We start from the raw sequence: 19,482 nt of genomic DNA on the forward strand, positions 1-19,482 counted from the left end.
GGAGTCCCCCTCATGGACCTCGCCCTTATCACCGCCCAGCAGGTGGCGGAGCTTTTCATCCTCATGGGGCTGGGTGCCCTCGGTGCCAAGACCGGCCTGCTGCGCCCCGAAGGCAAGCAGACCCTCTCGAATCTGCTGGTCAACCTCGTCGTGCCCGCTATGATCATCAACTCCTACCGGATGGATTTCAGCCCCGAGATCCTCCGCAATCTTCTGGCTGCCTTCGCCCTGAGCATCCTGTCCAGCCTGCTGGGCCTTGTCATCACCCTGCTGTTCACGGCCCGCAGCAAGGACAGCCGGACCCCCATCTTCCGGTTCGCCTGCATCTTCTCCAATGCAGGCTACATGGGCCTTCCCCTCATCTCGGCGTTGTTTGGCTCCGAGGGCCTGCTTTACGCCAGCGCCTACTTTACCATCTTCAATCTTCTGCTCTGGACGCTGGGCTACAGCATCGTCAGCGGCAGCTCTGACCCCAAAAAGGTGGCCGGAAGCCTGCTGCGCTGCCCGGCCATCTACGCCATCGTCGTGGGCCTTGTCCTCTACCTCTTCCAGATCCCGCTGCCCACTCTCATCACCCAGCCAATGGAGCTTCTGGGCGACATGAACACTCCCCTCTCCATGCTCATCACCGGAATGCTCATCGCCTCGGGCGACCTGCGCCGCATCCTCACCGACAAGCACATCTGGGAGCTTACCGTCGTCCGGATGTTCTTTATCCCGGTGCTGACCATCGCGGCCTTTGCTGCGCTGGGCCTTTTCCGCTATGGCATGGCCACGCAGGTGGTGCTGCTGCTGGAATGCTGCCCCGCCGCCGCCATCACCTCGGTGTTCGCCGTCCAGTTCCGGCACGATGAGCAGTTCGCCGCCGGCAGCGTCGTGCTGACCACCCTGCTGAGCATCCTGTTCCTGCCGCTGTGCGCGCTTGCACTTACGATGTTCTGATTTCCTCTCAGGCGCTTCGCGCCAGATTCCCCTTTTTGTCGCTTGCGCGACATCTTCCCCCGGTCGGGGGAAGTCTTTCCTCAAAGGGAGAGCCACTGGCGTGCCGGTCAGGCTCATGCTGGACGAACAAAGTTTTCTGTTTTAGAAACGATAGTGCCCTGCTGCCTAGGGTCAAAGGAGTAGAAACCATGTCCGATATTACCGTCCGCAACGCCGCCTTAGCCGACGCGCCCCGCATTCTGGAGATCTATGCCTACTACGTCGAGCACACGGTCATCACCTTCGAGTACGATGTGCCGTCGCTGGCCGAGTTCGAGGACCGGATGCGGGACACCATGCAGAAGTACCCCTACCTCGTCATCGAGCGGGACGGACGCATCGAAGGCTACGCCTACGCCCACGCTTTCGTGGGCCGCGCGGCCTACGACTGGGCCGCTGAGCTGACCATCTACCTCGACCACGATGCCCGGCGCGGCGGACTGGGCCGTACCCTCTACGAGGCGCTGGCCGACCGGCTCAAGGGGATGGGCGTCCTGAACCTCTACGCCCGCATCGGCTACCCGCAGAAAGAGGACGAATACCTCACAAAAAACAGTGCCCAGTTCCACGCCCATCTTGGCTTCACCCTCGCGGGCACCTTCCACAACTGCGGCTACAAGTTCGGCCGCTGGTACGATATGATCTGTATGGAGAAGATCATCGGCGAGCACAAGCCCGACCAGCCGGATGTCGTGCCGTATCCGTATTGACCCCAAACCAAAAAGCAGGTGCATCCAATCGGGTGCACCTGCTTTTTGCGTTATTCGTTCTTCAGCTGCTCCTTATGGTATTGCAGCGTATACAGCTGATAATACCGGCCATGGGCGGCGAGAAGCTGTTGATGGGTGCCCTGCTCGAGTATTTTGCCGTGAGACAGGACGATGATGTTGTCCGCGTGCTGGATGGTGGAGAGGCGGTGGGCCACGATGAGCATGGTGCCCACGCTCCGCATCTTTTCGAGGGAGTCCTGAATGAGCAGTTCCGTCTCGGTGTCGATGTTGGCGGTAGCCTCGTCCAGTATCATAACACTGGGCTTATGGAGGATGGTGCGGGCAAAGCTGAGCAGCTGGCGCTGGCCCGCCGAGAAGTTGTTGCCCCGCTCCCGCACCTCCTCGTCAAGGCCGTGCTCCAGCTTGTCGATGAAGTGGTCAGCGTTGACGTACCGGCAGACCTTCATGATCTCGTCGTCGGAGATGTTCTCTTCCCGCAGGACGATGTTGCTGCGGATGGTGCCCGAGAAGAGGAACACATCCTGCAGCATCTGGCCGAAGTGGCGGCGGAGGGAGGAGATCTTGATCTTCCGGATGTCGATGCCGTCGATCAAAATTTCACCCTTCTGGAACTCGTAATTGCGGCAGATGAGGGAGAGGATGGTGCTCTTTCCCGAACCGGTGGAGCCGACGAAGGCCACCGTCTGGCGCGGCTCGACATGGAAGGAGACGCCCTGCAGCACCCACTCGCCGGGGACGTAGCTGAACCAGACGTCGCGGAACTCGATGTCCCCCTTCACCTCGTCCAGTTCGATGGCATCGGGGGCGTCGGTCATCTGGGGCTGGATGTCCATGATGGAAAAGACCTTCTCCGAGGACGCCAGCGCCGACTGCAGCCAGTTGAACTGCTCGGCGAGGTTCTGGATGGGGGTGAAGAACTTGGAGATGTACATATAAAAGGTGACGATGGTGCCGCTGGAAATGGTCTGCCCGAGGAAAGAAACATGGTCCAGATGGCCCATACCGCCCAGATAGAACAGGCAGAGGATGGAGCTGATGTACAGCATATACACCAGCGGGCGGAAGACGCCGAAGACGAAGATCTGCTCCTGCGTGGCCTTGGCGAGGGTCTGGCTCTTCTGGCGGAACTCCTCCATCTTTTCGTCCTCACGGCCAAAGATCTGGGTGACCTTGATGCCCGAGAGGTTCTCGGAAAGATAGGTATTGATGTCGGTGGTGGCGTCCTTCACCTTGCGGTAGGCACGGCGGGAGAACTTGCGGAAGATGACCGTGAAGAGGAGGATGAAGGGCACGAAGCAGAGCACCATCAGGGTCAGGGCGTAGTTCAGACAGAGCATCGCCGCCAGAATGCCCAAAATGACGAAGGCGTTCTTGGTCAGGTTGACCAAGAGGTTGGTGAACATCATGGAGATGGCGTTGGTGTCGTTGGTCACACGAGTGACCAGCTTGCCCACCGGGATGTCGTTCAGCTGGCCATGGGAGAGGGATTCGATGTGGGTAAAGAGGTCTTCGCGCAGGTCGGAGATGATGCGCTGGCCCACCCGTTGCAGGATGACCGCCTGCAAATAGGTGCTGCCCATCGAAAAGACCAGCACGCCCCCATAGACGGCCACGCTGACATAGAGGCTCCGGAGCGCGAAATCGCCCCCCACAAGCTCTTCGATATAGCCCACGATGAGGGGCGAGGCGATGTCATAGGCGATGGAAAAGAGGACGAGAAAACCCACCACGATGAACTGGTTCCGATAGGGCTTGGCGTAGCCGAAGAGACGGCGCAGGATCTCGCCGTCGGTCATGCTGCGCTCGAAGCCCATGGAGGTCTTCTTATCCTTGACGCAGACGTAGGCGATGAGCAGCAGCACCGACACGGTGCCGATGACGCCCCCCACCAGAAGAAGCGGATTCAGACTCATCATGCGTTGCCACCTCCCACTTCGTCCTCGAGCTTCTGCAGATCGACCATCCTGCGGTACTCCGGGCAGGAGGCATAGAGCTGGTCGTGGGGGCCGACGGCCTCCACTCTGCCGTCCTCGAGGAAGACGATCTTGTCCAGTCCTTCCACCGTCGAAATGCGGTGGGCGATGAGCAGGGTGGTCTTTCCGGCCCGGCTCTTTTTCAGGTTGTCCAGAATGATCTTCTCCGTCCGGGTGTCCACCGCAGAGACGGAGTCATCGAGGATCAGGATGGGCGCGTCCTTCAGCAGAGCACGGGCGATGGAGATGCGCTGCTTCTGGCCGCCCGAGACGGTGACGCCGCGCTCGCCGAGAACGGTCTCATAGCCGTCCTTGAAATCCACGATGTTGTCCCGGACGTCAGCGAGACGGGCCGCCCGCTCGATGTCCTCCGGAGAGGCTTCGTCTACGCCGAAGGCGATGTTGTGGGCGATGGTATCCGAGAAGAGGAAGTTGTCCTGCGGGACATAGGCGCAGGCCTGTCGCACCGAGCGGATGGAAACGCGGTTGACGTCCTTTCCATCCACAAAGAGGGTGCCGTCGGGCACATTGTAGGTGCGGAGAAGCAGGTCCACCAGCGCCGTCTTGCCCGCGCCGGTCTTGCCCACGATGCCCACGCTCTCGCCGGGGGCGACGGTGAAGGAGACGTCCTTCAGCACATCGAACTCACCATCGGGGTAGCGGAAGGTCAGGCCGCGGAACTCGATGCCTCCCTTGGGGGATTCGAGGTCGGGCACGCCGTCCCGGTCGGCCACATCAATGGGGGCGTCCAGCAGCTCGGTGATGCGGTTGAGGGAGGCCTTGCCGCGGGAGGTCTTCTCGATGAGCATCGAGATGGCCATAATGGGCCAGACGATGGCCTCGAAGTAACCGATGTACTCCACCAGCTGGCCCGCGTTGAAATCGCCCTTGTAGACGAGGAAGCCGCCGTAGCCAAGGATGACGCAGACCACCGACTCCACGAAGAACGTCACCAATACTTCAAGTAACACCGAGATGCGGGTATACTCCACGTTGACTTCCTCGTTTTCTTTATTGAGCTTCCGGAAGGCGATCAGCTCTTTCAGCTCCTTGACGAAGGCCTTGATGACCGCAATGCCGGAGAAATTCTCCTGCGCAAAGTCGGACAGATCCGAGAACGCCTGCTGGCGCTTCTCCCACGTTCTGGTCATGGTCTTGCCCATTACCGTTCCGATAGCGAACATAAACGCCGCCGGGATGAGGGCCAGCAGGGTCAGGCGGGTGTCCATCCGCCACATTTTATAAAGGGCCAGCAGGCCCAGCACCAGCGCGTCGAAGAACATCAGGATGCCATCGCCGAAGCACTCCTGAATGGTGTCGAGGTCATTGGTGTAGAGGCTCATGAGGTTGCCGACCTTATTCACCTGATAATACTGCTGCGACAGGCGGCGGCTGTGGTCGAACATCCGCTCCCGCAGGTCGGCCTGCACCCGGATGCTGGTGCCGAAAAAGCAGATACGCCACAAAAAGCGCCCCACCACCATGAACAGCACGATCCAGATCATGGGCAGGCAGATGTGCTGGAAGAGCACCTCTCGGGTAAAGGGCATCGTTTTGCCCTTCACCACCACCTGCCCGAGGTTGACGCCGTTGATGACCAGCCGGTAGAGCTGGGGCACCAGCAGCTGGATATAATCCACCATCAGCAGCGACAGGATGCCCAGCAGCAACGTGGGCGCGTGGCGCAGGTAATAGCGGTTGATGTACTTGCCGAAGATCACTGTTTTTCCCTCCTTTTCCCAGAGCACAGAGGCGAGCCGACGCCCGCGGGCAGAACTCCCGCAGGCGGTCAGCCCGCCTCTGTTTGTTGCACGACAGCCCCAGTATACGGCCCGGGACACAGAGTTGTCAACATCTGCTGCCGGAAATGTTGAAAAAAGCCATCGTCGTACATCACTGCACAAACGATGGCTTCATGTTGGAGCGGCCGACGAGGCTCGAACTCGCTACCTCCACCTTGGCAAGGTGGCGCTCTACCAGATGAGCTACGGCCGCAGATCCGGTGCAGCACTGCACCGTTTGGGGATGCCTCCGATCGGAATCGAACCAATGACACGGGGATTTTCAGTCCCCTGCTCTACCGACTGAGCTACAGAGGCATACAAAGCGACCCGGATCGGGCTCGAACCGACGACCCCCAGCGTGACAGGCTGGTGCTCTAACCAACTGAGCTACCGGGCCACATGGTGGAAGTTAACGGGCTCGAACCGCTGACCCTCTGCTTGTAAGGCAGATGCTCTCCCAGCTGAGCTAAACTTCCACAAAAATGGAGCGGCCGACGAGGCTCGAACTCGCTACCTCCACCTTGGCAAGGTGGCGCTCTACCAGATGAGCTACGGCCGCAGATCCATTGTGGCGTGCCGGGTGTTCCCGGCGACGTCGATTATTATACCGCAGTTTTTTGCCCTTGTCAACCATAAATTTGCATTTTTCGAAAAAAGAGCCGTCGCCGTCCCCCTGCTGCGCACAAAACTGCGCCGTCGTTCAAGTTTGTCCGGACTGACGCGAAGAAAATTTAATTGCTTTCCTATTTTAAAGCCATTATAATTAAGGTTGTCAAATCGTTGCTGAACTTTCGCGCCTGCTGCTTCGGGCCGCACCGGGGATCAGGCGTGTTTTCATGCATGGGAATATGTCGTCAGAAAAAGGAGCAAACGCAATGTACAAGATCACGGAAAAGGTGGCGCTCAACCCCACCGTTACAAAGATGGTCATTGAAGCCCCCCTCATTGCCAAAAAGGCAAAACCGGGCCAGTTTATCATTGTGCGCCCGCTCGAGGACAGCGAGCGCATCCCCCTCACCGTCGCAGGCTATGACCGGGAGAAGGGCACCGTGGACATCATCTTCCAGATCGTCGGTGGCACCACGATGGAGCTGAACAGCCTTGAGGTGGGCCAGAGCGTCCACGATTTCGTCGGCCCGCTGGGCCGCGCTACCGAGACCGAGGGCCTGAAGAAGGTCTGCGTCGTCGGCGGCGGCGTGGGCTGCGCCATCGCTCTGCCCATCGCCCGGGAGCTGCACGAGCAGGGCTGCGTCGTCCACAGCGTCGTGGGCTTCCGCAGCAAGGATCTGCTCATCCTCGAGGATGAGTTCAAAGCCTGCAGCGATGAGCTGCGCATCATGACCGACGACGGCAGCTACGGCACCAAGGGCGTTGTCACCGCCGCCCTCGATGAGCTGGTAGCCGCTGGCAACCAGTACGACCTCGTCATCACCATCGGCCCTCTCATCATGATGAAGTTCGTGGTCAAGACCTGCCAGAAGCACGGCCTCAAGAGCATCGTCTCCATGAACCCCATCATGATCGACGGCACCGGCATGTGCGGCGGCTGCCGCCTGACCGTGGGTGGCGAGACCAAGTTTGCCTGCGTGGACGGCCCCGACTTCGACGGCTACCTCGTGGATTTCGACGAGGCCATGGCCCGCGGCACCATGTACCGCCCCTTTGAGGCCAAGGCCCGCGAAAAGGCCTGCAACCTGTTCAAGACTCAGGAGGGAATGTAAGATGGCTTTCAATATGGACCCCAAAAAGTGCCCCATGCCCACTCAGGACCCCAACGTCCGCAACAAGAATTTTGAGGAAGTGGCTTTGGGCTACACCGCCGAAATGGCCGTGAACGAGGCCAAGCGCTGCATCCACTGCAAGAATAAGCCCTGCCAGACCGGCTGCCCCGTCGGCATCGACATCCCCGAGTTCATCGGCCATGTGGCCGAGGGCGACTTCGAGGCCGCCTATCAGGTCATCAACCGCTCCTCCTCCCTGCCCGCCGTCTGCGGCCGCGTCTGCCCGCAGGAGAGCCAGTGCGAGGGCAAGTGCACCCGCGGCATCAAGAATGAGCCGGTCGGCATCGGCCGTCTGGAGCGCTTCGTGGCCGACTGGCACCGCGAGAACGTCCACACTGCTCCCATCGTGCCTGCACCCAACGGCCACAAGGTCGCCATCATCGGCGCAGGCCCTGCCGGCCTGACCGCTGCCGGTGATCTGGCCAAGCTGGGCTACAAGGTCACAGTCTACGAGGCCCTGCACGTGGCTGGCGGCGTGCTGATGTACGGCATCCCCGAGTTCCGTCTGCCCAAGGCCATCGTCCAGCAGGAGATCGACGGCCTCCGGAAGATGGGCGTCGATTTCGAGTGCAACATGGTCATCGGCAAGGTGCTGACCATCGACGAACTGATGGGCGAGTACGGCTACGAGGCCGTCTTCGTGGGTTCCGGTGCCGGTCTGCCCCGCTTCATGGGTATCCCCGGCGAGAGCCTGAAGGGCGTCTACTCCGCCAACGAGTTCCTCACCCGCTCCAACCTGATGAAGGCCTATCTCCCCACCAGCAAGACCCCCATCCGCACCGGCAAAAAGGTGGCGGTCGTGGGCGGCGGCAATGTGGCAATGGACGCTGCCCGCAGCGCCCTCCGTCTGGGTGCGGAGACGGTCTACATCGTCTACCGCCGCGGCATGGCCGAGCTGCCTGCCCGTAAGGAGGAGGTCGAGCACGCCGAGGAGGAGGGCATCATCTTCAAGACCCTCTGCAATCCCGTGGAGATCCTGCCCGGCGAGGACGGCTTCGTCAGGGCCATCACATGCATCGAGATGGAGCTGGGTGAGCCGGATGCCTCCGGCCGCCGCCGCCCCATCGAGAAGAAGGGCAGCGAGTTCACCATGGACGTGGACACCGTCATCATGAGTCTGGGCACCAGCCCCAATCCTCTCATCCGCTCCACCACGCCGGGCCTCGAGACCAACCGGCACGGCTGCATCGTCACCGAGGGCGACGAGGGTAAGACCAGCCGCGAGGGCGTGTATGCCGGCGGCGACGCTGTCACCGGCGCAGCCACCGTCATCAAGGCCATGGGCGCAGGCAAGGCTGCCGCCAAGGCCATCGATGAGTACATCCGGAACAAGTAATTTCAGATAACCAAAAAGCAGGGCATCCCGGCGGGATGCCCTGCTTTTTATCGATAAAATTTCGCTGCCTCGCTGTTTTCAAGCGTCAGCAGGCGCATCTTCTTTTCCACCCCGCCTGCATAGCCGGTCAGGCTTCCGCCGCTGCCCACCACCCGGTGGCAGGGCACGATGAGGGAGACGGGGTTGTGCCCCACAGCGCCGCCCACCGCCTGTGCCGAGACGCGCTTTCCGCTTTGCTCGGCCAGCTGTCCCGCCAGCGCGCCGTAAGTCGTGGTCTGGCCGTAAGGGATCTTCCGCAGCAGCGCCCACACCGCCTGCCGGAAGTCCGAGCCGACGAGATGGAGCTTCGGCGTGAAGTCCGGCTCCCGACCCGAAAAATAGACATCCAGCCAGCGGCAGGCGGCGTCCAGCGCCGGTGTCATCTTCTCCTCATGCTCCGGAGCAAGTTTTGCCGCAAAGTATTTCTGCGTCTCGAACCACAGCCCGGTCAGGCCCTCTTCGTCCGCTGCCAGCAGGATCCCACCCAGCGGCGAATCATAGCGCATCGTGTACATCATCGCGGCTCACCCTGCCTTCTTTCATTTCGCGGGCGCGTGATCTTTCAGGCCCGGCACCGCGCCGCCTGCCGCCGCCCAGAGATAGAGGCTCGCCACGCTGCAATAGGGGCTGAACCGGCGGCGGTACTTTTCGAACAGCTTCCGCTCGATTTTCCGGTGATGGTACACCATCCGCAGGCCCCGCTGGATCGCAAGGTCGTCGTAGCTGAACACGTTGGGCCGCTGCATACAGAAGAGCAGTATCATCTCCGCCGTCCAGACGCCGACCCCCTTCAGACCTCTTAGCTCCCGGATTGCCTCGTCATCGGGCTTTTCCCAGATGCCGTCAAGGTCAAATTCCCCGCTCTCGATCTTCCGGGCAAAGTCGGTGATGTACCCAGCTTTACGGAAGGTCATGCCGAAGCTCTGCATTTTCTCCACACCTGCCCCGAGGACGGCGGCAGCATCCACCGTCCCCAGCTCGTCCCGCATCCGCTTCCAGATGGTGGCCTGTGCCTTGGTGGAGATCTGCTGGCCGACGATGTGGTGTACCACCGCTGAAAAGAGGTCGGCATCCACCTCCCGCTCAATGTGCCCCACCTGCGCAATGACCGCCGCCATCCGCTCGTCCCTGCGGCTCAGGTATCCCGTCTCTGCTTCGCCGTATTGGAAATGCATATGGACGCCCCCTTCGTGCTACAACTTTTTGTTTGAGTTTCAGTTGTCGATTTGATTATAGCAGAAAATGAGCGTATCCGCAACACAAAAACCGCCCGCTGCACAGAGTTATGCCGTACAGCAAGCGGGTCATCTTTTCCACGGGGAGGAATGGGATGTGGTGCAAATATAGAGAAAATCAGCCGAAAATACAGCTCCCCGCATGAGAGACCTGAGATCAAGCGCCGTGCGTGGCGTGGGTACGCTTTTCGGCCAGCGTCCTGAGCAGGACACTCACCACAGCAAAACCGATGGCCATACCGAAGATAGCGCGGATGGTAGAGAGGAAATAGAGCTTGGCATTGAGCATATCGCCCGAGAAGACATAGAGCATCGTGTAGTAGAGGCTGCCACCGGGAATCATGGGCACGGTGGCGGGCATCTGGAGCACGACGGTAGGGACCTTGATGCGCCGGGCCAGAACTGCGGCCATTAGGCTGCAGAACATGGCCGACGCCATATTGCCTGCGAAGTCCCCGGCCAGCGCGTTCACAGCCAGATAGACGGCCCACGACAAGCCAGCATTGAGGGCGATGAGCACCATGTACTTTTTGCGCACACCGAAGACAATGGAGAAGCCGAGGCCTCCCAGCGCACCAGCTAATATCTGCCCCATCACAGCACCCCCTCTGCAAGGACGGTCGCAAGCAGGAAGCCGCCCGCAATGCTGGCCGCAATGAGCAGGGATTCCACAAACCGAAACAGACCTGTGATGCTCTCGCCCAGCAGCATATCCCGCATCGCGTAGGTAATGGGGATGCCGGGAATGGTCAGCATGATGCATCCGATGAGAATTTTGTCCAGATGGACACCGATGCCCACCCGGACGAGGATACAGCCCAGAAAGCCCGTCACGATGGAACAGACCAGATAAAACAGCAGCTGGTTCTCCTTTTTGTAGATGCCTTTCCGATCCATCCAGTTGATGAAACAGGCGAGGATGATCGTCGCCGGGACATCGGCCAGCCTGCCGCCAAAGAAGACAGTGAAACTTCCTGCTGCCAGCATCGCGCCGACGTAGCTGATCCACGCCGCCTCCGGCTTCGGGTACTTGATGGCCTCTATACGGGAAATGATGTCCTGCGGCGGAGGGCAGGTGGCGCAAATTTCGCGGGAGAGAGCATTCAACTGTTCTACCCGGTCGAGGTTGGTGGCATAGCCTCCGGCGATGCGCCGGGCCTTGACGATCTCATCGCCGTCCGGCGTACGTGCCGTGACCTCAATAAGGGAGGTAATGGTAAACACACCCACCTTATGCATCCCATAGGCGTGGAGGATGCGGGTGATGGTGTCCTCCACCCGCGTCACCTCGCCGCCTGCTAGAAGCAGGGCTTTTCCCATATCAAGGCTGGCATCGACCAGCTGTTCTTCCGGTGTTCTCATCTTGCGTACTCTTTCGTGTGTTACTTGTTGTGGCTGTTCCTATCAGCTATTATAAACATTCATATCCACCTTGTCCAGTTGACGAGCGATGAGCATAGTGCCCACAAGGTCGCTGGTGTTGTTCATCAGGGTATGGATGGGGTCGATGGCTGGCCAGATCGCAGCCAGAATGGGGATAAGGGTCAAAGGCATACCTATGGCCTCCAGCAGGACGGTGGACATGACGATGCCTGCGCCCTTTACGCCTGCAGCGCCTACCGAGAGGATGATGCCGAGGAAGATGAACTGGGCCAGAGAGGCAACCGTGACAGGCATACCGTAGAGGTTGGAAGCGAAGATACAGCACAGGCCGATGAACATAGCGAAACCGTTCATACCGCAGGTGTTGCCCAGAGGCAGGGTGAAGCCATAGATGTTCTCGGGGACACCCAGCTTCTCGCCGGCGACCTTGATGGAGATGGGCAGAGTGGCGGCAGAAGAAGTGGTGGTGACAGCAACGATCATAGGCTCAGAAATCTTCTTCATGAAGGAGATGACCGGCACGCGGGCCAGCAGCTTGATGAGGAGCGGATAGACAATGAGCAGGATCGTAATGCCGCAGCCGTAATCCATGATGATAAAGGAGACGACCTCTTTCATAGTAGCGCCGCTGATAGTAGAGACCATCGTAGCCATCAGGGAGGCGATGCCGATGGGAGAGACTGCCATGATGTACTCGACGATCTTCAGCATGACGTCGCTGCCCTGATCGATGAAGGATGTAAAGACCTTCGCCTTCTCACCCAGACTCAGCAGGGCCACGCCGAGGAAGAGGGCGAAGACGATGACCTGCAGCATATTGGCCGTTGCCATCGCGTTGACGACGTTATCTGGCACCCATGAGACGACGTTGTCGATAAAGTTATAGGTCACGCTCTCCACGTTAGCCGACGCGTCCAGAAACTCGGTAGTGCCTTTTCCCGGCTGAAAGATGAGGCCCACGATGACGCCAACCGCAGAGGCCAGACCCGAGGTGAAGAGGATATAGAGGACAAAGCGGAGACCAACAGAGGCCAACTGCTTGATGTCGCCCATCTTGCAGACGCCGCTGGTGATGCTGAAGAAAACCAACGGGACCATGATCATTTTCAGTAAGCGAAGGAAAATGGTGCCCAGCGGGGACAAGGCAGAGGCGAGAGAGGGCGAGATAAAGCCGATGGCAAGACCGATGACGATGCCAATGAGGATACGGCCACCGAGGCCGAGTTTCTTTTGTTTCTTAGACTCAGTCATGGTATTTTCTCCTATATCAAATTTACTCTTCTCTTTTTATCCGATTCTTTCTTACTTTGCAGCCTTGACCATGTCAGCCGTGATCTGCAGGAACTCCTCGATGTCCTCCACCGAGTTGACGTGGAGGGGAGAAAGGCGGACGACGCCCTTCAGACCGAAAGCGTCCAGCATACGGCGCGAGTACAAGCTGGAAGCGGAACGGTCGAACGTGACGATGCCGCGCTTATCGTACTCCTTAACAGCCTGCTCACAGGAAATGTTAGCCAGCTCGATGCCAAGGATGAGGTCGCGGGTGGTCAGGTCCTTGCCATCCATCTGAACGGTAACGCCCTCCATGTGGCGCAGGCCGGGCATCTTGTCGGTGCCATCCAGCATCAGCTCCAGCAGGCCGCGCTCGTGATCGGCGATCCGTTTCATGCCGACCTCGTACAGGGCGCGGCGGTCCGTCTCATCGGGATCCTTCACCTTGCCCAGAGCAACGACGTACTCGATGATCTGCTGCACGGCGGCGAACTGTGCGGTGGCCGGGCTGCCGATCTCCCAGTCGTTCTTGGCCTTGCCCAGCAGGCGATAGTGGTCAAACTCGGCCACACGGTCAGACAGCCATGCCAGCGCAAAGCCGCGTACGCCGAAGAACTTGTAGGGGGCGAAGTGCATCATGTCCACGCCCAGTTCCTCGGGGTTCAGGGCACCGTGGGGGGCATGCTGAACGGCATCGCAGATGATGAAGATGTCAGGGTTCTTCTCGCGGGCTTTCTTGCAGATGGTTTTCAGGTCGTAGATGTAGCCGGAAATATTGGACGCGGCCATGCAGCTCAGCACAGCAGTATTCTCATCGATGAGGTCGAGGACTGCTTCAGCGTCCACGCCGCCGGTAGCGGGGTTGGCCTGTGCCACACGCAACTCACAGCCGTGTTTCCGGGCGTTGTAGGTCATCGCGTCGAAGGAGGAGGGGTGCTCCAGCACAGTGGTAACATAGTTGGTACCCTTGGCATGGTCGGCGAAGATGCGGGCCACATCCATCATGATCTGGGAGGCGGTGTAGCTGGGGTAGATAACGCCGGTCTTTGCGCCGAAGATAACGCTCTTAATGTCGATGCGGGCCTTATCTTCCAGTGCCAGCAGTTCCAGAGCCAGCTCGTTGGAGTGCTCAGAGGCATCGGGCATCTCGCTGACACGCTTAAATTCGTCCTCTGCGGCCTTCAGGCGAAGGGAGCCGCCGGCATTGTCCATAAACAAGCGGTGACGGCCCTTGATGTCGGTATCAACATAGTTGAACTTCTCACGCAGAGCGGCCAGTTCCTCTGCGTCGAACATGTTTGCGGTGTACTTGCTTGCAGCCATAGTAATTACTCCTTTTGTCCTGATGTGCTCGGGGTCGCTTGTCTGTTTTTGCAGTTTTTGCCAGCAAAATTTCTTAATTTTGCTCACATCCGCCGCTTTCTTTATGCATATTATACTATGTTTTGCATTTATTGACAAATCGATTATTTTTCTCTATAATATAAAAAATGCTTATATTTGACAAAGAAGGAGTGGACTTTTTGTGGACCATGACCTTTTCGAGACCTATGTCGTCCTCTGTGAAACGGGCAGCATCACCAAGACGGCAGATCTGCTCTACAAGACCCAGCCTGCCATCTCTGCCCGCATCCAGCAACTGGAAAACGAGCTGGGCTGTACCCTCGTCCACCGCGAAAAGGGCAAAAAGAGCATCATTCTCACCCCGCGCGGCGAGGCATTCCTGAAAACTGCGCAAAAATTCATAGAGCTTTATGGTGAGATAGATGAAACGCGCTTCTTCCTCTCCAACTCCATCACCATCTCGACCATTGGCAGCCTCAGCGCCACCCTCGTGCCGGACATCTGCAACCGGGTCATCTCCCGTCACCACACCAAGATGTCTCTTCTTGTCTACCAGAGCATTGAGGCCTACCAGATGGTAGCCAACAAGCAGCTTGACCTTGCCTTTGTCTCCACCTCCTCCGAGGTGCCGGGCGTCGATTGTGATGCTCTCTTTCGGCTGGACTATGTGGTCGTGCAGGCCTGCGAGCAGCCCAGCCCACCCATCCACACCACCCTCGACCGCTTCGACCCCAAAGCTGAAATTTACCAGCGCTGGAATCCCGCTTTCGACACATGGCACAACAGCCGTTTTGGCACCCGCAACTACCTCATCCATGTAGACTCCTGCAACGTGATGAAGCAGTTCCTCCAGCAGCCCGGCAGCTGGGCCATCGTCCAGCGTAGCAACCTTCCTGAACTGACCCGTGAGTTTCCTGTCCAAATTTACGAGCTTCTCGACCCGCCCCCGACGCGCATCTGCTACCTTATTTCCAGCGCCTTCCCCGACCACCTAAACGCCCTCGCCATCCGGCATTTTAAGGAGGAGGCGTATGCCTACTCGAAGGAGAATGGCCTACTGCCATCGGGTGTGTAAGAAGGATATGGATATGCGAAAAAGGGCTGTTGCAAAATAGTTCCTCGAAAAATATTGCACAAAACCCGGAACCTTTTCAGAGTCAAAACAGCTCAAAAAGGGTTCCGGGTTTCTATTGCTGTTGCATTTTTATTTTGCAGCAGCCTCATTTTCATGTCTCTCTTTATGAATAATCGCCTGATCGTATCAAAGCAGTATCACAGAGTCTTTCGGCTCTCAAAATATTGCATTGCATCAATACTTTTCAGGATTTGCAGATTACTCGAGCTCGATCGTAGCCGGCGGCTTACCGGTGCAGTCATAGAACACGCGGTTCACGTGCTTGACCTCATTGACGATACGGCTGGTGACTGTGCCCAGCACATCCCAAGGCATATTGTAGCTCTCGGCGGTCATGAAGTCGGTGGTGGTGACGGCGCGCAGGGCCACGGCGTAGTCGTAGGTGCGCTCGTCGCCCATGACGCCGACGCTGTGCATATTGGTCAGTGCGGCGTAGTACTGGCTGATCTCCTTATCGAGACCCGCCTTGGCGATCTCCTCGCGCCAGATGGCGTCGGCATCCTGTACGATGGCGACCTTTTCGGGAGTCACTTCGCCGATGATGCGGATGCCCAGACCCGGGCCGGGGAAGGGCTGGCGGCTGACCAGATACTCGGGCAGACCCAGCTCACGGCCAGCCTGACGGACTTCGTCCTTGAACAGGTTGCGCAGAGGCTCCACCAGCTCCTTGAAGTCCACAGTGTCGGGCAGACCGCCGACATTGTGGTGGCTCTTGATGACGGTGGACTCACCGCCCAGACCACTCTCGACCACGTCGGGGTAGATGGTGCCCTGTGCGAGGAAATCGACCTTGCCGATCTGCTTGGCCTGCTCTTCAAAGACGCGGATGAACTCCTCGCCGATGATCTTGCGCTTGCGCTCCGGCTCGGTGACACCGGCCAGCTTTGCAAAGTAGCGCTCACGGGCGTCCACACAGATGAAGTTGATGTCAAAGCCGTTGGCGTTGCCGGGGCCGAAGACCGAGCAGACCTCTTCCTTCTCATTCTTGCGCAGCAGGCCGTGATCCACAAAAACGCAGGTCAGCTGCTTGCCGATGGCCTTGGCCAGCATGGCGGCCAGCACCGAGGAATCGACGCCGCCGGACAGGGCGCAGAGCACCTTGCCGTCGCCGATGCGCTCCTGCAGGGCCTTGACATTGTTCTCCACGAAAGAGTCCATCTTCCAGTCGCCGGTGCAGCCGCAGACATTGTACACGAAGTTGCGCAGCATCTTCTTGCCCTCTGCGGTGTGGAGCACCTCGGGGTGGAACTGGACGGCGTACAGACCCTTCTCCTCATTCTCGGCCGCTGCCACCGGGCAGTTGACGGTGTGGGCCGTGATCTTGAAGCCGGGCGCTGCCTGCTCGATGTAATCGTTGTGGCTCATCCAACAGATGGTGGAAGGCTGCACATCGGTGAACATCTTGCTGCTGTTGTCCACGAAGACCTCGGTCTTGCCGTACTCGCGCTCCGGTGCGCGGCAGACATGACCGCCCAGCAGGTGCATCATGAGCTGGCTGCCGTAGCAGATGCCCAGCACAGGCACGCCCCAGCGGAAGATCTCGGGGTCGATGGTGGGCGAATCCTCCAGATAGACGCTGTTGGGGCCTCCGGTGAAGATGATGCCTTTGGGGTTCTTTGCCTTGATGACGGAAAGATCTGTCTTATAGGAATAGATCTCACAGTAGACATTGTTCTCGCGGACGCGGCGCGCGATGAGCTGATTGTACTGGCCGCCAAAGTCCAGCACGATCACGGTTTCATGCTGCATGATGTTCTCCTCTCTGTTGTTCCTGATGTGCTTTCTATAGCTGGCTTTAGTATAGCACATTCCACAACCAAAAGCGACATCTTTTGTATATTTTCCTGTTTTTGTTTTTCATTTTGAATTGTAAACCTTTTTGCAACTCTCAAGTTGACGCCGCTGCTCCAGTCTGTCATACTGGGCGTATGGCCGCTTTGGGCCAGACACCGGCCCCCCGGGGCCGCAAGTATAGGAGGAGCATTCATTATGAGTCAAACCACACAGGCCGTTTCGGCCAGCAAATCCAAGTTTTCCGTCCGCGACATCTGCTACGCGGGCCTGTTCGCCGCCGTCATCGCAGTGATGGCCCAGATCTCCATCCCGATGCCTCTGGGCGTCCCCATGACCATGCAGACCTTCGCCATCACGCTGGCTGCTGTGGTGCTGGGCTCCAAGCTTTCTGCCATCGCTACGCTGGTCTATCTGGCGCTGGGTGCCGTGGGCGTGCCGGTGCTGGCCAACTTTTCCGGCGGCTTTGATAAGTTCGTCGGCCCCACCGGCGGCTTCCTCATCTCCTTCCCCCTGATGGCCTACATCATCGGCCTCGGCGTCGAGCACCGCAACGCCTTCAAGGGCGCGTTCGTCACCGCTGTCGTGGTGGGCACTCTGGTCAACTATGTGGTGGGCGTCGCCCTCTTCGTGGTGGTGGCCCACAGCACCATCGCCGTCGGTATCTCTGCCTGCGTGCTGCCCTTCATCCCCACCGCCATCATCAAGGCTGTGCTGGCCTGCGCCATCGGTCTCAATCTGCGGAAGCGTATCCCGGGTCTGAAGGCATGAGCATCGTACTTCGTCCCCACCATCTGCTCTGCACGCAGGGCTACTCCGGCAAGGGCTACGACAACGATTTTGTCGCCCACATGACCGATGTGGTGCACCAGCTCCGGGATGTTCCCGGCACCACCATCCGCCTCACCTTCTCCACCGACACGCTCTGTTCCTGCTGCCCCAACAAGCTGGGCGAGGATCTCTGCGACACGCAGGAAAAGGTCAAGCGCTACGACGCAAAGACAGTGGAATACTTCGGCCTCGAGGAAAAGGAATACGTCTATCAGGACCTGATCTGTGCCATCGACGCCAAGGCCACGCCCGAGATCCTCGCCGACATCTGCCGCGACTGCTGCTGGTTTCCCGTCAGCGCCTGCTGCAAGAACATCTGCGAAGGCCGGTATGTGAAGTAAGCTGCAAGCTCTGAAGTCCCATGTTCCCACGACAGTGTGAACACGGGACTTTTTGCATATAACAGAAGACCCGTGGTGCAGAGCTTCTCCGCACCACGGGTCTTTTTCCAATCTGATCAGGCGATGAACTTGTCGTACAGCCCGAACACGAAGATGAACAGGACGATGAGGGGCAGGCCATAGGTCAGATAGCCGCGCATCCAGTCCTGCACCTTGAGGCCGTCGCCGGTGTTGACTTCCTTCTTGTAGTTGTCCCAGCCCCAGCCGTAGCGGGTGACGCAGAACAGCAGGTAGACGAGGGAGCCGAGAGGCAGGAAGAGGTTGCTGACGAGGAAGTCCTCCAGATCCAGCACTGCGCCGCCGAAGATGGCGAAACCGTCCCATGCCCAGACATTGTAGCCCAACACGCAGGGCAGTGAGAGGGCAATGATGAGGAAGAGGTTGACGAGGCTGGACTTCTGACGGCTCCAGCCGGTCAGCTCCATGCCGCAGCAGATGATGTTCTCAAAGACGGCCAGAACGGTGGAAAGGGCCGCAAAAGCCATGAACAGGAAGAACAGGCTGCCCCACAGACGGCCCATCGACATATTGGCGAAGATGTTGGGCAGGGTGATGAAGATGAGGCTGGGGCCGCTGGTCTGGTCCACGCCGTAGGTGAAGCAGGCCGGGAAGATGATGAGGCCGGAGGTCAGAGCCACGAAGGTGTCCAGCACCACGACACGGACGCTCTCCCCCAGCAGGGCGTGTTCCTTGCCGATGTAGCTGCCGAAGATGGCCATTGCGCCGACGCCGAGGCTCAGGGTGAAGAAGGCCTGATTCATGGCTCCTACCAGCGTGTTGACGACGCCCACCTCCTTCATGCGGCCAAAATCGGGCACAAGATAGAAGCGCAGGCCCTCCTTTGCGCCGGGCATGAACAGGCTGTTGACGGCCAGCACCACCATGATGACCAGAAGGGCGATCATCATCCCCTTCGTCACCTTCTCGAGGCCGTTCTGCAGGCCGCGAGCGCAGACAAAGATGCCGAACACCACGACCACCACCATCCAGAAGCCCATGATGAGCGGGCTTGCCAGCATCTCGGTGAAGGCGTCTGCCACCTGACCGGCATCCAGACCGGAGAGCTTTCCGGCGGCGGTCATGTAGAAGTAGTGGAGCATCCAGCCCGACACCGTGGTGTAGAACATCATCAGCAGATAGCAGCCGATGAGGGTGAAGTAGCCGTGGATATGCCACTTCTGGCCGGGCTTCTCGAGGGCCTGATAGGCGCGCACCGGGCTTTTGTGGCTGGCGCGGCCCACAGCGAACTCCATGCTCATGATGGGCAGGCCCAGAATCACGAGGAAGAGCAGGTAGAACAGCACGAACGCGCCGCCGCCGCCCTGACCTGCCATATAGGGGAACTTCCACACATTTCCGATGCCGATCGCGCAGCCGGCGGAAAGGAGGATGAACCCGAGTCTCGATTTGAGTTTTTCGCGTTCCATTGATTGTCTCCTTTATTGCACCATGCAAAGATCTGCGC

At 58.9% G+C, this 19,482-nt stretch carries 17 protein-coding genes and 5 tRNA genes; 7 read left to right on the forward strand and 15 right to left on the reverse strand.

Translation table 11 applies throughout. The annotated features are described in order from the left end of the window. Nucleotides 1-12 precede the first annotated feature (12 nt). Together MTP38_RS09665 and MTP38_RS09670 are read left to right on the forward strand one after the other, a co-directional pair. Nucleotides 13-942: an AEC family transporter gene (locus tag MTP38_RS09665; RefSeq protein ID WP_249233445.1), complete on the forward strand. Its 930-nt coding sequence runs from the start codon at nt 13-15 to the stop codon at nt 940-942. Nucleotides 943-1,130: 188 nt separating this feature from the next. After that, the gene (locus MTP38_RS09670) at nt 1,131-1,691 is read left to right on the forward strand and encodes a GNAT family N-acetyltransferase (RefSeq protein WP_249233446.1); all 561 of its coding nucleotides are present in this window, start codon (nt 1,131-1,133) and stop codon (nt 1,689-1,691) included. A gap of 50 nt (nt 1,692-1,741) precedes the next feature. Here the strand turns inward: MTP38_RS09670 and MTP38_RS09675 are convergent, their stop codons facing one another. The 7 genes from MTP38_RS09675 to MTP38_RS09705 all read right to left on the reverse strand — a co-directional run bounded on the left by MTP38_RS09675 (nt 1,742) and on the right by MTP38_RS09705 (nt 6,028). Beyond that, a complete protein-coding gene (locus MTP38_RS09675; protein ID WP_249233447.1) occupies nt 1,742-3,628 on the reverse strand; it encodes an ABC transporter ATP-binding protein in 1,887 nt (628 codons plus the stop codon). Further along, nucleotides 3,625-5,406: an ABC transporter ATP-binding protein gene (locus tag MTP38_RS09680; RefSeq protein WP_249233448.1), complete on the reverse strand. Its 1,782-nt coding sequence runs from the start codon at nt 5,404-5,406 to the stop codon at nt 3,625-3,627. The genes MTP38_RS09675 and MTP38_RS09680 overlap by 4 nt, the downstream gene beginning before the upstream one ends. A 198-nt stretch (nt 5,407-5,604) precedes the next feature. After that, a tRNA-Gly gene (locus MTP38_RS09685) sits at nt 5,605-5,680 on the reverse strand. A gap of 31 nt (nt 5,681-5,711) precedes the next feature. Then, a tRNA-Phe gene (locus MTP38_RS09690) sits at nt 5,712-5,784 on the reverse strand. Between the two features lie 8 nt (nt 5,785-5,792). Beyond that, a tRNA-Asp gene (locus tag MTP38_RS09695) sits at nt 5,793-5,866 on the reverse strand. A 3-nt stretch (nt 5,867-5,869) separates the two neighbouring features. Beyond that, a tRNA-Val gene (locus tag MTP38_RS09700) sits at nt 5,870-5,945 on the reverse strand. A gap of 7 nt (nt 5,946-5,952) precedes the next feature. Continuing rightward, nucleotides 5,953-6,028 (reverse strand) — tRNA-Gly (locus tag MTP38_RS09705). 316 nt (nt 6,029-6,344) lie between these two features. On the opposite strand from MTP38_RS09705, the gene MTP38_RS09710 reads away from it, so the two are divergent. Continuing rightward, nucleotides 6,345-7,190, forward strand: a complete 846-nt coding sequence (locus MTP38_RS09710; RefSeq protein ID WP_249233449.1) for a sulfide/dihydroorotate dehydrogenase-like FAD/NAD-binding protein — start codon at nt 6,345-6,347, stop codon at nt 7,188-7,190. Nucleotide 7,191: 1 nt separating this feature from the next. Further along, nucleotides 7,192-8,586 (forward strand): NADPH-dependent glutamate synthase, encoded by a 1,395-nt coding sequence (gene gltA, locus MTP38_RS09715; RefSeq protein ID WP_227621243.1) that lies wholly within the window; start codon nt 7,192-7,194, stop codon nt 8,584-8,586. A 47-nt stretch (nt 8,587-8,633) separates the two neighbouring features. On the opposite strand, the gene MTP38_RS09720 is transcribed toward gltA, so the two are convergent. The 6 genes from MTP38_RS09720 to MTP38_RS09745 all read right to left on the reverse strand — a co-directional run bounded on the left by MTP38_RS09720 (nt 8,634) and on the right by MTP38_RS09745 (nt 13,838). After that, complete coding sequence (locus MTP38_RS09720; RefSeq protein ID WP_249233450.1) at nt 8,634-9,143, reverse strand: methylated-DNA--[protein]-cysteine S-methyltransferase; 510 nt, start codon at nt 9,141-9,143, stop codon at nt 8,634-8,636. A gap of 21 nt (nt 9,144-9,164) precedes the next feature. Next, nucleotides 9,165-9,800, reverse strand: coding sequence for a DNA-3-methyladenine glycosylase family protein (locus MTP38_RS09725; protein ID WP_249233451.1), 636 nt, complete (start codon nt 9,798-9,800; stop codon nt 9,165-9,167). A 217-nt stretch (nt 9,801-10,017) separates the two neighbouring features. After that, complete coding sequence (locus MTP38_RS09730) at nt 10,018-10,455, reverse strand: threonine/serine exporter family protein (RefSeq protein ID WP_158405175.1); 438 nt, start codon at nt 10,453-10,455, stop codon at nt 10,018-10,020. Next, a complete protein-coding gene (locus tag MTP38_RS09735; RefSeq protein WP_249233452.1) occupies nt 10,455-11,222 on the reverse strand; it encodes a threonine/serine exporter family protein in 768 nt (255 codons plus the stop codon). The genes MTP38_RS09730 and MTP38_RS09735 overlap by 1 nt, the downstream gene beginning before the upstream one ends. 42 nt (nt 11,223-11,264) lie before the next feature. Then, nucleotides 11,265-12,494 carry a dicarboxylate/amino acid:cation symporter gene (locus tag MTP38_RS09740; RefSeq protein WP_249233453.1) on the reverse strand — a complete coding sequence of 410 codons (1,230 nt, stop codon included), beginning with the start codon at nt 12,492-12,494 and terminating at the stop codon, nt 11,265-11,267. A gap of 51 nt (nt 12,495-12,545) precedes the next feature. Continuing rightward, nucleotides 12,546-13,838: an aminotransferase class V-fold PLP-dependent enzyme gene (locus MTP38_RS09745; protein ID WP_249233454.1), complete on the reverse strand. Its 1,293-nt coding sequence runs from the start codon at nt 13,836-13,838 to the stop codon at nt 12,546-12,548. A 202-nt stretch (nt 13,839-14,040) separates the two neighbouring features. Here MTP38_RS09745 and MTP38_RS09750 point away from each other — a divergent pair, with 202 nt between their 5' ends. Next, nucleotides 14,041-14,934: a LysR family transcriptional regulator gene (locus MTP38_RS09750; protein WP_249233455.1), complete on the forward strand. Its 894-nt coding sequence runs from the start codon at nt 14,041-14,043 to the stop codon at nt 14,932-14,934. Nucleotides 14,935-15,192: 258 nt separating this feature from the next. Here MTP38_RS09750 and guaA read toward each other — a convergent pair whose 3' ends face one another. After that, nucleotides 15,193-16,743 carry a glutamine-hydrolyzing GMP synthase gene (gene guaA, locus MTP38_RS09755; protein ID WP_249233456.1) on the reverse strand — a complete coding sequence of 517 codons (1,551 nt, stop codon included), beginning with the start codon at nt 16,741-16,743 and terminating at the stop codon, nt 15,193-15,195. Nucleotides 16,744-16,983: 240 nt separating this feature from the next. Here guaA and MTP38_RS09760 point away from each other — a divergent pair, with 240 nt between their 5' ends. Then, nucleotides 16,984-17,556, forward strand: a complete 573-nt coding sequence (locus MTP38_RS09760) for a biotin transporter BioY (protein ID WP_249233457.1) — start codon at nt 16,984-16,986, stop codon at nt 17,554-17,556. Further along, nucleotides 17,553-17,957: a DUF1284 domain-containing protein gene (locus tag MTP38_RS09765; protein WP_249233458.1), complete on the forward strand. Its 405-nt coding sequence runs from the start codon at nt 17,553-17,555 to the stop codon at nt 17,955-17,957. The genes MTP38_RS09760 and MTP38_RS09765 overlap by 4 nt, the downstream gene beginning before the upstream one ends. A gap of 116 nt (nt 17,958-18,073) precedes the next feature. Here MTP38_RS09765 and MTP38_RS09770 read toward each other — a convergent pair whose 3' ends face one another. Continuing rightward, nucleotides 18,074-19,444 carry a sodium-dependent transporter gene (locus tag MTP38_RS09770; protein ID WP_249233459.1) on the reverse strand — a complete coding sequence of 457 codons (1,371 nt, stop codon included), beginning with the start codon at nt 19,442-19,444 and terminating at the stop codon, nt 18,074-18,076. Nucleotides 19,445-19,482 lie beyond the last annotated feature (38 nt).

This window comes from Faecalibacterium sp. I3-3-89, from assembly GCF_023347275.1.
Classification (GTDB): Bacteria; Bacillota; Clostridia; order Oscillospirales; family Ruminococcaceae; genus Faecalibacterium; species Faecalibacterium butyricigenerans.